Annotated in this window: 11 protein-coding genes; 4 read left to right on the plus strand and 7 right to left on the minus strand. The window is 47.0% G+C overall.

The window, feature by feature from the left end; all coding sequences use genetic code 11:
- The first annotated feature begins 32 nt into the window (after window positions 1-32).
- Entirely contained in the window at window positions 33-581 is a 549-nt protein-coding gene (locus K7R10_RS12970; RefSeq protein WP_224485148.1) for a pyridoxamine 5'-phosphate oxidase family protein, read from the plus strand.
- Here K7R10_RS12970 and K7R10_RS12975 read toward each other — a convergent pair.
- Entirely contained in the window at window positions 571-4263 is a 3693-nt protein-coding gene (locus K7R10_RS12975) for a BamA/TamA family outer membrane protein (RefSeq protein ID WP_224485149.1), read from the minus strand. The two genes, K7R10_RS12970 and K7R10_RS12975, sit on opposite strands and share 11 nt — an antisense overlap.
- 64 nt (window positions 4264-4327) lie before the next feature.
- Here K7R10_RS12975 and K7R10_RS12980 point away from each other — a divergent pair, with 64 nt between their 5' ends.
- Entirely contained in the window at window positions 4328-5503 is a 1176-nt protein-coding gene (locus K7R10_RS12980; RefSeq protein WP_224485150.1) for a Pycsar system effector family protein, read from the plus strand.
- On the opposite strand, the gene K7R10_RS12985 is transcribed toward K7R10_RS12980, so the two are convergent.
- A complete protein-coding gene (locus K7R10_RS12985) occupies window positions 5472-7853 on the minus strand; it encodes a GAF domain-containing protein (RefSeq protein WP_224485151.1) in 2382 nt (793 codons plus the stop codon). The two genes, K7R10_RS12980 and K7R10_RS12985, sit on opposite strands and share 32 nt — an antisense overlap.
- A 151-nt stretch (window positions 7854-8004) precedes the next feature.
- Between K7R10_RS12985 and K7R10_RS12990 the strand changes: the two genes are divergently transcribed.
- Both K7R10_RS12990 and K7R10_RS12995 read left to right on the plus strand, forming a co-directional pair.
- The gene (locus K7R10_RS12990; RefSeq protein WP_224485152.1) at window positions 8005-8907 is read left to right on the plus strand and encodes a metallophosphoesterase; all 903 of its coding nucleotides are present in this window, start codon (window positions 8005-8007) and stop codon (window positions 8905-8907) included.
- Window positions 8904-11066, plus strand: coding sequence for an outer membrane protein assembly factor BamB family protein (locus tag K7R10_RS12995; protein WP_224485153.1), 2163 nt, complete (start codon window positions 8904-8906; stop codon window positions 11064-11066). The genes K7R10_RS12990 and K7R10_RS12995 overlap by 4 nt, the downstream gene beginning before the upstream one ends.
- On the opposite strand, the gene K7R10_RS13000 is transcribed toward K7R10_RS12995, so the two are convergent.
- The 5 genes from K7R10_RS13000 to K7R10_RS13020 all read right to left on the minus strand — a co-directional run bounded on the left by K7R10_RS13000 (window position 11019) and on the right by K7R10_RS13020 (window position 14717).
- The gene (locus K7R10_RS13000; protein ID WP_224485154.1) at window positions 11019-11813 is read right to left on the minus strand and encodes a cation efflux transmembrane domain-containing protein; all 795 of its coding nucleotides are present in this window, start codon (window positions 11811-11813) and stop codon (window positions 11019-11021) included. The genes K7R10_RS12995 and K7R10_RS13000 overlap by 48 nt on opposite strands.
- An 11-nt stretch (window positions 11814-11824) precedes the next feature.
- Window positions 11825-12145: a 2Fe-2S iron-sulfur cluster-binding protein gene (locus K7R10_RS13005; protein ID WP_224485155.1), complete on the minus strand. Its 321-nt coding sequence runs from the start codon at window positions 12143-12145 to the stop codon at window positions 11825-11827.
- Window positions 12146-12207: 62 nt separating this feature from the next.
- A complete protein-coding gene (locus tag K7R10_RS13010) occupies window positions 12208-13260 on the minus strand; it encodes an NAD(P)/FAD-dependent oxidoreductase (RefSeq protein ID WP_224485156.1) in 1053 nt (350 codons plus the stop codon).
- 79 nt (window positions 13261-13339) lie between these two features.
- Complete coding sequence (locus K7R10_RS13015; RefSeq protein ID WP_224485157.1) at window positions 13340-13579, minus strand: NifU family protein; 240 nt, start codon at window positions 13577-13579, stop codon at window positions 13340-13342.
- A gap of 4 nt (window positions 13580-13583) precedes the next feature.
- Window positions 13584-14717 (minus strand): Mrp/NBP35 family ATP-binding protein, encoded by a 1134-nt coding sequence (locus K7R10_RS13020; RefSeq protein WP_224485158.1) that lies wholly within the window; start codon window positions 14715-14717, stop codon window positions 13584-13586.
- Window positions 14718-14854: the final 137 nt, after the last annotated feature.

Raw genomic sequence — 14854 nt, forward strand, 5'->3', positions numbered from 1 at the left:
AAAAGAATATCTTTGAAACATAGTTCTACAGTATGGGTAAGAAATACGACCGTATAAACCAGAGGCTTCAGGATTTTATCGAACGCCAGAAGATTTTCTTTACGGCCACGGCTGCAAGTGAAGGCAGGATCAACCTGTCACCCAAAGGAATGGATACTTTCAGGGTGCTTGATTCGAACCGGGTCATGTGGTTGAACCTTACCGGCAGCGGTAACGAAACTGCCGCACACCTTCTTCAGAACGACCGTATCACTATTATGTTCTGCGCTTTCGAAGGGGTGCCTATGATACTTCGCCTTTATGGAAGGGCTGTTGCCTATCATCCCGGTGATGCCGAATTTGATAAGTACATAGGGCTATTCCCGGAGATCGCCGGGACCCGTCAGCTTTTCGATGTTGCAGTGGAACTCGTTCAGACCTCCTGTGGCATGGGGGTGCCTCTTATGGATTTCAGGCAGCACCGTGATGAACTCAGAACCTGGGCCGAAGAACTGGGTGAAGATGGAATCGCAGACTACCAGGAGCGGAAGAATCAAAGCAGTATCGATGGGCTGCCTACCAGGCTACCCGTTAAAAACTGATCCCGAAACCAAAGGCGAAACGGTTGCCTTCGTCTGAGTTAAAGAAAGATACATCCAGATAGATCAGGTTGCTGGCTGCTACATAAATACCGCCACCGATTGAATCATGCCAACTGTTTTCAGGATCTCCTGACGCCCAGACCCTTCCGTAGTCATAGCCCAGATAAATACCCGGCTGCATCGGTAAAAGTCGTGTTCTGTATTCCCTGAAGTTGTACCTGAGGTCTCCGTTGAAAACCAGGCTGTGTTTCCCTGTAAACCTGTTTATTCTGTATCCCCTGAGTCCGTTGTTTCCTCCCAGGAAGGCTCCCTGGTAAAACTCAAATCCGTTCCCGAAATTCAAATGACTGGCAACCCCGGTCTTCAGTACCAGCTTTTTATCGGAGGTGAGGCGTGAATAATACAGCAATTCCGGTTTGAGGTAGGCAAAATCTTTGCTCCCGTTCTTCAGGTTCCGGGTATAGCCGGTCTCTATATCGAAGCGCATACCCCTGGATGGATTGATGTCACGATCATAACTTTCATACAGAAATCCGAATTCGAGGCTCATGAAATATTTCCAGTCATAGAATTCGGGATCGTCACTGAAGGTAGTGATGAACCGACCTTCAGTCTCATCGACCTTTACGCCTTCGAAACGAAGCAAGGCTCTCATGTCGTTCCCGTAGTCGGAGCGTCTCACAATTCCTGTTTCCAGGCTCATATTGCTGAGGTTGACCCGGTTGTAGTCAAGTCCCAGTTCTTCGTCGGGGTTTTCAGATTCCGTTCCTAAACCAAAGAAGTTATGCGCGAAGGTCGGACTGTTATAGCGGGCGCCTACCCAAAGATTCGAAGACTTGAACCAACCCGCAAACTCCCCCTGGTATTGAACTTCGACTCCTTCGGTCGCAAAGTGATATTTGAGACCGATATCATGACTGCTGGTGAAGGGATTCCGCTCGAATCCATAACTGGTGATATTGTAATTAACGCCTGCGATGACCCCCGCATCAGGATTAAACCCGATTCCCGGAAGCAACATATTGGTCGAATATTTGTTCTTGCTGAAGGTGAACAGGTTGTTTTCATAGATATCGGTAAAGCGCTTGGTTCCGCCATCGTTTCTGATTATCGTATTCTTTTTAGATTTATGGTCGTAGAACCTAAGTCTGTGACCATTTTCAATATCATAGCTGTCGTTGTTTTGTCCGCCGATAAGCCTTACGAGGATTTTTGATTTGTAATCGCCTGTAACGGTAAAGGTATCGGTATCATCCAGGCCGTAGATCCATATCTCCTCGGTCTGCTCAGGGTCGAAGGTCTTATCCAGTAAAAGGTCTGCACGTTCCCCGTCTTTATTCCGGTAGATCTCTACGCGGGTGAACCCGTCTTCGAGTCTTTTCACATCGATATAATCATCTTTGTCTGTACCGCGAAGCACCACCGTTTGGTTGAGAATGTCATAATAGTTTTCTGCGATCTCCTGAAGCAATGCTTTTCGGCCGATCAGGGTCTTTTTGATCTCTTCCATGCTTTCATCCTGAACCTCCAGTGGCATTTCCCTGAAGGCCGAATCGATGACTTCTTCTGTAAGGGTGTTCTGTAAGTGTTTTGCTTCCCTGATAAAGTCTTCGAGTCTTGCGTTCTGTATCAGAACACGGTCCATGGGCAGGGGTTCTGTGTTGAACCATTCAAGGTTTTTCAGTTCGGGTTCATAGCGCTGCATCATTCGGGCCGGAGCGACAAGCGTACGTATGGAGCTGAGGAAAGCTCCGTCAAAGTCAGAAAAAGCCTGGTCTCTGTCGCGGGGCACCGGTCTGTATATATCGAGCTCGCCTTCTTCAAATTTAGCCCATCGCCACTGATCGGTGTGCCTGTCCCAGTCTCCGATGAGCATATCGAAGAGCCTGGCCCTTACATAGGCATTCTCATCCAGGCGGTTTTCTTCATCTTCCCTCAGATCGGCGAAGAGATCATCGGTACTGTCGATGTCATTGGCATAACCGAACCCCGGGTTGTTGTTGTGCTCATCGGCCGGACGCTCCTCGATCATATAGAGTTCATCTCCATAGAGTTCATTGTATTTGCCCAGGGCCGGTTGTTTCGGAATGTAGTAGAGTTGTGGGTGGGTGTGAAAAACCCCGGCTGCCTTTGCGAGTACTGTTATGGGGTAAGCCGCATAGGGGTGGGCTGTGGTATAGAAGTCCTGCAGAAATTCTTCAGGAAGTGTCCCGGTAAGGTCTTCCTGTTCCAACACTTTGTCTTTCAATACGACTGTCTGCAGGAACTGGGCGCCACTCTTTTTGAGTCCTCTCATATTGAACTCACGTCCCTCGCTGTCGACCAGTCTTAATGTCTTGGTCTGATGACCTCCTCCCATACGAATCGGTGTAAGGCCGCCATAAAGGGTGTCAAGCAGGGCAACTTTTGCTTTTATCTTTCTTCCGTACAGTTCGCGGTAGTGATCCCCCCAAACCCCTGCGTAGAGATTTGAGACATCGATCTCTCCTGGCTCATATACCGAAGATTCGATCTCCCGGGGATACTCTGCCGGAAATACAGGTTCGCGATATGCGATTCTCGGCGGGAATACCTCTGTCTGAAATACCGGTTCACCCGGTTTTTCGGCATCGTAATAACGAATCCATGAAGAGCCATCGGTAAATACATCCAGTACGGCATACCCCTGGTTTCCGTAGGTGAAAACCGCATCTCCGGTTAGTTTGGTGGCTGAAATCTTAGATCCTGAGCCTGAAACCACCTGCCTGAAATTCTCAGACTCCGTGTATTGAAGGGAGTGCTCGTGACCTGATACAAATATGACCCTTGCGGGTGCTTCTTTCACAATGGATTTTATACGGGTGGTGAATTCCCTGTATTTCTCGTTTTGAATATCCTGAATCGAGATACCTCCTGACTTGCGTGTGATCGTGATCAGGGAACCAAGTCCGGGAAGGGGTATCTTTTTCTGAAAGGGAAACAGGTGCTTCTCTGCAGCGTAGTAACCTCCATGAGGCCCGTAAGAATATAGCGGGTGATGAATGGCTATGAGCACGGTCTTGCCTTCTGCTTTCTTGAGCATGGTTTCCAATTCTATAAAGAATTGACGGCGCGTCTTTATCTCACAGTCATCATTGATGGTCGGGTGGTCATCCCAATCTTCGAGAAACAACTGAGAATCAATGATGATGATGTGCGTCTGATCATCGATATCAACTTCGTCCAGGCCACATGCATCACTGGGGAGGAAGCCGTGTTTTAAGTCGAGCCTGTCTTCTATAAAATCTTCCTGTCTTTGTAAGCCTTTAATACCGCCGCTGTACCAGTCGTGATTCCCGGGAATAAAAACACTGCGGCCGGGAAAACGTGCTGCAGCTTCCACCTGCACCTGCAGCCTGTGAGCCGCAAGTTCATAATCGGGGTCTTCTTTTTTTGGGAGGCCGTTGGGATAAATATTATCGCCCAGGTATAATGCAAAATCATCTGCTTTTCCTTCAGCCATGGCATCGCTCCATGCCTTTATGGCCCGGCTGGGTTCTCCGGCGGGAGAATTCCCGGCATCTCCAAGGAGATAGAACCGTTTGTGAAGGGTTCGGTCTTCTGGATATAACTCGTAGGCTTCTTCGCGGTATTGAACCTCGTAAGACGCACAGGCGGTGAGGAGAAAAAAAATAAGAAAGGGAGAAAATTGAGTAAGCCGCATTATTTAGTTGGCAATTTTATATTTCGTAATATTATAGTACTATATGAAAGCAAAGCAAAAGATCATGAACGATAAACTTGTAGAAGAAGCCGCAGCATATGTCAGTGAGCTGTTATCTACAAAGCTCGATAAGAAGTACCTCTATCACAATCTACGTCATACCGAGCGGGTAGTTAAAAATACGAAAGTCCTGATTGATAACCACGAACTTTCCCCAAAAGAGCAGGAAAACCTGCTGCTGGCCGCCTGGTTTCATGATACCGGATATATTCACGGAAGCGAGAACCACGAAGAAAACAGTTGTGAAATAGCCAGTGACTGGTTAAAGGAACGGGAGGTTGATGTGAACCGGATCGCCCAGGTCTGCGAGGTCATTCTGTCTACAAAAATGGAAGCCGAACCTGAGAACGAATTACAAAAGATACTGAAAGATGCAGATTCATCTCATCTGTCTAAACCCAGCTATATCAACACCTCAGAGATTCTAAGGCAGGAGCTTAAACTCACCGGGGTAGCTGAATATTCACTTGAAGAATGGCGAAAGGAGAACATACAGTTGCTGGTCAACCGTCATAAATTCTACACAGACTTTGCAAAGAAGAACTGGAACAAAGGCAAGGAAGAGAATATTGAAGAGCTGGCCAAGCAGCAACGAAAAGCCAAAAGGAGGCAGCATAAGGAAGAATTAAAAGTGCATCTTAAAGGCAAGAATCCTGACAGAGGGATACAGACCCTGTACAGGGTGACCCTGAGGAACCATCTGAAGCTGAGTGATATTGCAGACACCAAGGCAAACATTCTTTTGTCGGTTAATGCCATAATTATTTCCCTGGCACTGGCAAATCTGATACCAAAACTGGATAATCCTTCGAACAGTCACCTGTTATTGCCCAGTCTCATCCTGGTGCTTTTCAGTGTGGTTTCTATCATATTTGCCATACTTTCCACCAGGCCTAATGTAAGCAGTGGTGAGTTTTCTGATGAAGATGTAAAAGACCGCAAAGTCAACCTGTTGTTTTTCGGCAACTTTCACAAGATGCCTTACATGAAATATGAATCGGCACTCAGGGAGATGATCGTAGACCAGGAATATATCTATGATTCGTTGACGAAAGATCTCTATTATCTGGGGGTGGTGCTGGCGCGCAAGTACCGGCTTTTGCGTATTACCTATACTGTGTTTATGATCGGGATCATACTTTCGGTGCTTACTTTTCTGGCGGCCTTTCTTCTGATTTAGCAAGTTCCTGCATCAGGTCTTCATAAGTGAGCTTGCTCTTATGTTCTTCATGACGATAGAGTATACCCACCCTTAAGGCTTTAAGTCCGCTGACACCCTGGGTGTTGTCGATCTCATGGATCTCATGGTTGGCAGCAAGTATTCCCTTTGATTGCAGAAGTCTTACGTATCTTAAATATTCCCGTTCTTCATTTTTTCCGCCATATACAATGGTGATATGCCCGGGTTTGGTGATGCGCTCGTCGGTTCCCAGAATCAGGGATTTGTCGATACGTTTTTTAAGTATCTCATAGCGGGCATTATATGACCCGTCTACATCGAAATGCTTTTCATCCATTCTGAACTTAATGGCAAGCGGGTTGGAATGCACGAGAATCATAGAGGTGACATCAAGCGGAATTTCCAGTTCGGGTTTGAGATTATAGTACACATTTTCCATATGGCACATGGTTTCTAATTGCCATAATCTCAGGTTCTGAAGATACACCTCGCTGTATTCCCGGTCTTTTGAAATGGAAGCTCCGATATACATGGTATGCTCCACCCCATCGGTCTTGTACCGCTCGAAGTAATGAGGGAACATCGCGTAGGCTTCTTCGTGTTTCTGATCCAGAAGCCTTGCCATACGGCGGTTGATCAGGTTGACAGTATTATCGTATTTATTCCGGTAGGTGTTGATCATTCCGCTTTTCGAATCGATTCGCTCTTCATATTGAAGAACCTTCTTATTCAGATCTGCACTAATCGTTCTCAGTTGTGGGAGAACCGGATGGATTTCCTCGAAAAGAAAATTGATGATATCCTGTTCCGTATTTGTCAGGTAGTCGTTCCTGACATTGTCGATCAGTGACATGATACGGAAGTTGTATTCTTCATAAATAGGAAGTCTGCCGTGTTTAATGGCAAGATCCATGATCTCCTCGACCAGCGATAGTTGTTCCAGAAGGTCCCGCCGGGTTGCTGAGTTTCTTTCCTCTGAGGAATTCCTGATGTCGATCTGACCGTAAAGCGGGTGAACATCTTTAAAGCTGATCTCTCTGAATGAAACCATATTTCCTTTTTCCTTTTCTCTGAGGAAGTGTCTGGCTTCTTCAACAAATTTCCATTTCACACTGTCATGTATGGAGGTGCACTCGTTCTGTATCACTGCCTCAATGCGGTTGGCCTCTTCATTGCGGTTCCTGGCTACGGCAGTCACAATAAAAGGCATGACGTCATTCAGCTTATTGGCATTCACGCTGTTGAGTTCTTTTCTCCTGGGTGACAGCAATTCCAATACGCCCAGCAACTCCCCGTCACGGGCTACGGGAGCCAGGATGATACTTTTGTACCCCTGCTTCTTATACCGGTCATAGGCTTTGCGGTCTCCGGAATCTGTGACATAGCGGTCGATGTCAGATATGGCAAAATAACTGTGATTGTTTAACAGGGCATTCTTGGCCCCTCCGCAGAACAAATGTTCACAACGCTCGAGGCTTTCCCCTTCCAGCAGGTAACTGGGAACGTTCTCGTTGATGCGTTCAAAGCTTTTGGTATTCTCTTCATAGGCAGAAAACCCGATCTTCAGATCCGGAATACCATATATCGACTTAAAGACATTAGTGAACCAGGAAAGGTTAAGACTGCTTTTGGCACTGGTGTTCAGCAAGCCCGTTTTTAATTCAGAAATAGAATTGTCGATGGTCACATCAAAGATGTTTGAAATAACAAAGCCTTTGGCAACCCAGCTTCCCGGAGGAAACTTCTCTTTCCACAGCTCTATATTATCAAAACCATTCAGCAATTCGTCTATGTCGCCTTCATCGAGGTCAACCGCATTTTCCGTCGGGTAGATCTCCATGAAGTCTGCGTTATAGGTTACCCTGTAATGCTTCATGATTCCCTGTGAATCGGGTATGTCGTAGTATAAGGGTCTTCTGAACTGCACATTTCGCCCGTAGTAAAAACTCAGAATAACACTGCAGGCCATAATGTACATGTCATTGTCAGGGATCTCCCTGAATTTCGGACTGAAGTCATCACCTGCTTCACTAACGATATTGTCAAAGCGTTTAGAAGATTTAAAGATAAAACCTTCAAACGGTACCCCTGCGGTCTTGATCTCGTTATAAGTCAATATCGGGGAAAAGGAATCCTGTAACAGGCGGTCGATGACCTCCTGGTACTTATGAACCGATTCAAATTCGGTAAACCCTTCCCGAAGTTCAGGGTACTCCTTTTGAATCTCAAGCACTTCTTTTGCCCTGGCGGCGATATCAGTATCATCGCTTTTAGCGAGCATTTCATATGATTCCATCAGCTTATTAAAGCTGATATACATAGTAAAAGGAGAAGAAGTATGTTTATCCATAAAAATGTGCTTACTACCCTTCTGTCGTAAAAGTTGGCAATAAATAACATTTGACCTTCAGGGAATTGCAAAGATAATGAACCGGGAAAGAGATTGAAAATTCAGACTTCCCGGTTTCCCCTCTTTGGGGTTTATTTGGTATTTTTAAATCATGTCTGTTAAAAGCCGTTATGATCTGGCCTATCGGAGGGCCAAAGTTCTCGAGTTCGATGATCGCTCCCGATTTATTTTCTTAAGTGATTGTCACCGCGGCGACAATAGCTTTGCCGACGAATTTGCGAACAACCGGAATATTTATTATCACGCCCTTCAGGTCTATTATAAAAAGGGATTCACCTATTGTGAGCTTGGAGACGGAGATGAACTTTGGGAGAATCTTTCATTCGAGCCCATATTCGAATCACATAAGAATGTATTCATGCTGATCAGGGAATTTCATCGTGACAACCGGTATTTTCCCATTTACGGCAACCATGATATGGCATACCGGGATCCCGACCGGGTACGCAGGAATTACAATACCCGGTTCGACCCTGAGAAAAGGCGGGAGGTACCATTTATGCCGGGCCTGGAATATACCGAATCGATCGTTTTGAAGCATCGTGACAGCGGTCAGGAGATCTTCCTGGTTCACGGGCATCAGGCAGACTGGTGGAATTACCTGTTCTGGAGAATGAGCAGGTTTATGGTTAGGGTGTTGTGGAAACCCCTTCAGGTAGTTGGCATATCTGATCCGACCAGCCCTGCCAAAAATAACCGCGAATCTATCCGGCAGGAAAAACGTACCGAAAGGTGGATAGCAGAAAAGGGAAACCTTTTTACCATCACAGGGCATACACACCGGCCACGTTTTCCGGAGCCGGGAGAGTTGCCCCTTTTTAATGATGGCAGCTGTGTGCACCCCAGGAGTATAACGGGTATTGAACTGGAAGAGGGACAGTTGAGTCTGATCAAGTGGTATGTCGATATAACCGAAGAAGGCTTTCTCCAAATAAAGAGGGAAGTTCTGGAAGGTCCCACCCGCCTTGAAGATTACCAAACATCTGCCATATGATAAAAAAGATTGCGTTAGCAGCCGCTCTTAGCCTGACTGCCTGCTCTGAAAGACGACCCTCACAAGCGACGCCTGATCATTATGCTTGGGAGAGTTACCTGGGTGGTCCTGAGAGAAATCATTATACCCGGCTTTCACAGATCACCGCTGAAAACGTCAGCCATCTAGAGGTTGCATGGCGGTATTTTACACCTGACAGCGGACAAATGCAGATGAATCCTGTGATCAGGAATGGCCTGCTTTATGGTAGTGATTCCCGGGGAATGATATTTGCCCTCAATGCCGGAACCGGTCAACTGGAATGGCATTTCAGGGATACATTACAAACACAAAGTACCAGCAGAGGAGTGGCATACTGGGAAGGTGAAAAGGGAGATCGTCGCATATTGGTAACTACCGGACCTTATCTTTGGGCCTTAGACGCAGATACCGGGAATCCGGTGACTTCATTTGGCAAAGATGGGCGTATCGATCTTCATGACGGATTGCCTGAAATCGCCGCAAAAAAGTATATAGGTGCCACCACACCCGGTACGGTTTTTAAAGATATGATCATCATTTCTGTACGGGTTGCGGAAGGAACTGAAGCAGCGCCAGGAGATGTAGGGGCTTTCGATGTGAGAACAGGAGAAGTTCGCTGGACCTTTCATACTATCCCACACCCGGGAGAGCAAGGGTATGAGGCCTGGGAAAACAGGGAGGCTTACAGGAATGAGGGGATCGGGGGAGCGAATAACTGGGCCGGTATGGCTTTAGATGAACAGCGGGGAATAGTCTATGTTCCTACCGGAAGTATAGCTCCTGACTTCTATGGAGGTGACCGTAAAGGTGACAACCGATATGCGAACTGCCTGCTCGCCTTGAACGCTTCTGATGGAAGGCTGTTATGGTATTATCAGTTCACACACCACGATGTCTGGGACAGGGACCTGCCTGCTCCTCCCAATCTGATAAGTGTAGACCATGATGGAGAAAAGATCGATGCTGTGGCTCAAATCACAAAACAGGGTTATGTGTTTCTGTTCGATCGGGAAACCGGGGAACCTCTTTTTAATATAGAGGAAGTGCCTGTTCCCGAATCTGAACTGGAGGGGGAAGCGTTGTGGCCCACCCAGCCCAGACCTGTGAAACCTGATCCCTTTGCAAGGCAGGCTCAGGATCTGAAGGAAGAAGACATCAGCAGGGATGCTCCCGATCGCGACAGCTTGCTGGCTTTGTTCAGAAACTCCGACCGGCGGTGGTATGCCCCCGGAAGCAGCAGCCCTGTTTTACTGCTTCCCGGCTACGATGGCGGGGCCGAATGGGGAGGTGCCGGTGCCGACCCCGATCAAGGTATTCTTTATGTAAATGCAAACGAAATGCCATGGATTCACCAGTTGGAAGACTTGCAGGATGATTCCAGGGGAGCTGCCTCTGCAGGAGAGCTTCTTTATGACCGGTATTGCGCTGCCTGCCATCTATCGAATTTGAAAGGGATGCCCGAGAGTGGTTATCCTTCCCTTGAGGGCCTCCGGAATAGACTTAACAAGGAGTCATTTTCGCAAATGCTTTCAACCGGTAAAGGAATGATGCCGGGCTTCCCCCAGTTAGATGAAAAGGAGATAGACCTGCTCTATAACTTCCTGGGAGGACAGGATAAGTCTGAGTTTGTCGGGGAGCAGTTAAATGTAAATGTCGAACAGCGCTACCGGCACAAGGGGTATAGAAAATTTCTGGATCAGAGCGGATTGCCGGCCATAGCACCACCGTGGGGGACACTGAGTGCCATCGACCTGAATTCTGGAGAGTATATATGGAGAATACCTTTTGGTGAAGAAGAGCGAACCACTGCTTACAAGGGTGAACAACCTACCGGAACCGAGAATTACGGTGGTCCGATCATCAGTGAAAACGGCCTTTTGATGATCGCTGCCACCCGCGATGGTTTCTTCCGGGTGTATGATCGTCATACAGGAGAGTTGCTGTGGAAATACCGTTTGCCGGCTCCTTCTTTTGCCACCCCGGCCACCTATGAGATAAATGGCAAACAATTCGTAGTGGTCGTATGCGGAGGGGAAAAACTCGGAACATCTAAAGGAAACCAGGTCATAGCATTGAGTCTCCCCGATGACCTAGCGACCGAGCCTGAGAATTCTGAAAGCTCCCCTGATAACCACTAAAAATACGATCGTACCAATGATCAGATCCGGCAAGTTTGATTGAAATGCGGTTACGAGTATCCCCGCCAGTATTACTCCCGAATTGATAATAATATCGTTTGAAGTGAAGATCAGACTGGCCTGCATATGAGCCTCTTCTTTTCCTTTTGCCTTTTGCAGGACATACAAGCAGAAGGCATTCGCTGCCAGTGCCAGGGCAGCAATAACGATCATGGTCTGGTGATTGGGAATTTCCCGAAGGCTTATAAATCTCCTGATAACCTCAGCGAAACCGAGAAGTGCCAGGCCCAGTTGTAGGTATCCGGCGATGGTAGCTATCGATTGTTTGCGTTTAAGAGTACTGTTCACTCCCAAAAGACTGATGCCATACACTGAGGCATCTGCCAGCATATCAAGACTGTCTGCTATCAGCCCCATGGAATTTGAGATCAGTCCGGTAGTCATTTCGATCAGAAAAAAAGACAGGTTTACCCAGAAGACGATCTGCAATGATTTCTTCTGATCCTTACCTTCGAAAGTATATGGCTCTTCAGTTTCTTCTGAACTAAGCAGTTCTTCTCCCAATTTAAGAGACGCTATTAACTGTAGTAACTCATCAGGCTGTCGGTGGTGAAATATGGTCAGGCGACGGTTGTCGAGATCAAAATCCAGGTCCTGGACCTCGGGATGGTCCCCAATTTTGAGGCGGATCATATTCTCTTCCGAGGGGCAATCCATCTTTTTTATGTGGAGTACCGTTTTTCTCATGTATAGACTGCTCAGGATTCAGGAGCCAACTCCACTTCCAGTCCGTCAAGCTCTTCCGAAATCGGTATCTGGCAGCCCAGGCGGCTGTTCTCCTGAACATGAAAGGCTTCTGAAAGCATAAGATCTTCATCCATGCTCATCTCAGGTAGCGGGTGATCGCTCAGTATATAACACTGACAGGAAGCACACATAGCCATACCACCGCAAGTACCTTCTACCGGTAATTCATATGCTTTGCATACCTCCATGAGGTTCATAGCCATATCTGTCGGGGCAGTGACTTCGTGTACGACGCCCTCTCTGTCTTTGATCTTGATCTGTATGTCTGACATTCAGAAAATTTTGAAGGCAAAGATAGGCAAGAGCCGGTAAATAAAGAATCGATTATAAGGTATTAGTCAATGCTTTTGATCACCGCCTTTTCAGCTTCTTTCCGGCTTCCGTCGAAACCATCGATACCGCTCACGGTAGTATACTTCATGACATATCGCTTGTCAGGGAATATACGCTTATAGGCTGACTGGCACATAAGAGTTGCTTCATGGAACCCGCAGAGGATCAGTTTCAGTTTCCCGGGATAGGTGTTTACATCGCCGATCGCATAGATGCCGGGAACGTTGGTCTGATAGTCCAGGGTGTTGTCTACCTTGATTGCATTCTTTTCAATTTCCAGTCCCCAGTTCGCTATAGGACCTAATTTTGGAGAGAGACCAAACAAAGGGATAAAGTGATCGGTTTCCAGAATATGATCTTCGCCGTTCTTTGAAACAGTTACGGCTGTCAGATTTTCTTCACCGTGCAGTGCGGTAATCTCTGCCGGGGTGATGAGGTTGATCTTTCCTTTTTGCTTGAGTTCTTCTGCTTTTTCAACCGAATCAAGAGCTCCCCTGAACTCATTGCGTCTGTGTACCAGGGTAACGTCTGCGGCTACATCAGACAAAAATATACTCCAATCAAGTGCAGAATCACCTCCTCCGGCGATCACCACGCGTTTGTCGCGATACATTTCGGGGTCTCTGATGATATATTCAACGCCTTTATCTTCAAATTTCTCAAGATCTTCGAGCTGTGGTTTTCGGGGCTCAAAGCTTCCGAGTCCGCCGGCTATGGCTACTACAGGTGCCTGGTGGCGTGTTCCGCGATTGGTGGTGACTATAAAGGTGCCGTCTTCCTGCTTTTCAATCGTTTCAGCTCGTTCACCCAGGGTGAATCCCGGATCGAAGGGTTTGATCTGTTCCATGAGATTATCTACCAGGTCCCCGGCAAGAACTTCAGGAAAACCGGGAATATCGTAAATAGGCTTCTTAGGGTAGATTTCCGCACACTGGCCTCCGGGCTGGGGAAGTGCATCGATCAGGTGACATTTAAGTTTTAATAAACCGGCTTCAAAAACCGCAAATAGGCCGGTAGGTCCGGCTCCGATTATGAGTATATCTGTTTTAATCATTTTCATTATTCCTTAAGCAGCTTGATGATTTTCACCACGGGCTTATCCGAACACGTGACGGAAGGTGATCAGTCTGCTTTTATTCTACATTAATGACCTCCTCTATCTGGGGAACATATTTCTTGATGGTCATTTCCACTCCGCTTTTCAATGTCATTTGATTGACACTGCAACCTACGCAGGTGCCCTCGAGCCTTACACGTACCAGCTTGTCATCGTCGATGGAAACGAGGGAAATGTCTCCTCCGTCGCTTTTCAGGAAAGGCCTGATTTCTTCGAGCGCCTTCTCTACATTGGTCTTGATTTCTTCAGATGTCATGGGTTTATTTCTTGTTCACGGCAGAGCAACCGGCCATGGTGGTTATTTTAATAGCCTCTGTCGGAGGCAGGGTTTCGTTTCTTTTCACTACCTGTTCAACCGTGTCACGGGTAATTTTTTCGAAGGCTTCAGATTGCGGAGTGCCTGACTGCAGTGCAGCAGGTCTGCCGACATCTCCGGCCTCACGAATGCTTTGAACCAGCGGCACCTCTCCCAGGAAAGGTACTTTCAGGTCTTCTGAAAGATTCCGTGCACCGCTTTCTCCGAAGATATAATATTTATTATCGGGTAATTCAGCCGGAGTAAAATAGGCCATATTTTCAACGATGCCCAGCACGGGTACGCTGATGCTTTCCTGCTGGAACATGGCGACACCCTTTTTAGCATCGGCCAGGGCGATATTCTGAGGGGTACTTACCACCACCGCTCCTGTAATAGGAAGGGCCTGCATGATACTCAGATGAATATCACCTGTTCCCGGAGGAAGGTCAACCAATAAAAAGTCCAGTTCTCCCCAGGCAGCATCGAATATCATCTGGTTAAGAGCCTTCGATGCCATTGGTCCTCTCCAGATCACGGCCTGGTCGGGTTGGGTGAAAAAGCCGATAGACAAGATCTTTACCCCATAACTTTCAACCGGCTTCATTTTTGATTTCCCATCGACGTTAATGGCCAGGGGCTTTTCTCCCTCCACATCAAACATGATGGGAATCGAAGGTCCGTAGATGTCAGCATCGAGCAATCCGACCTTAAAGCCCATTTTCGAGAGTGTGACCGCGATATTGGCAGTAACCGTAGATTTTCCTACCCCGCCTTTTCCCGAAGCAACAGCCACCACGTTCTTGATCCCGGGAATCGCTTTCCCTTTGATCTTTGGCTTTTCGGCAGGCGCGTCAACCTTTACATTGACGGTTACTTTCGCCTTCTGGTGCACCTTATCGTGTATGATCTTCATGATCTCCACTTCGGTTTTCTTTTTAGCCTGAAGGCTTGGGTTGTTTATGGTGATATCGACGACAACTTCTTCGCCAAAGGTCATCACATTTGTTACGGCACCGCTTTCAATCATATTCTTTCCTTCACCGGGTGCTGAAATATGTTCCAATGCTTTTAAGACCTCTGCTTTATCTATCTTCATAGTGTGCTATTTCTGGAGCAATTTTTATTAATTCCTTTTTTATAATCATTCTAAACAGCAAAGATAATACTTCAGGTCTATATTACGAAAGTTATGAATTGAAAAGCGCGATGAGATCATAACAGGCGGCTATAGCT

It is taken from the genome of Robertkochia aurantiaca, from assembly GCF_020166495.1.
Classification (GTDB): domain Bacteria; phylum Bacteroidota; class Bacteroidia; order Flavobacteriales; family Flavobacteriaceae; genus Robertkochia; species Robertkochia aurantiaca.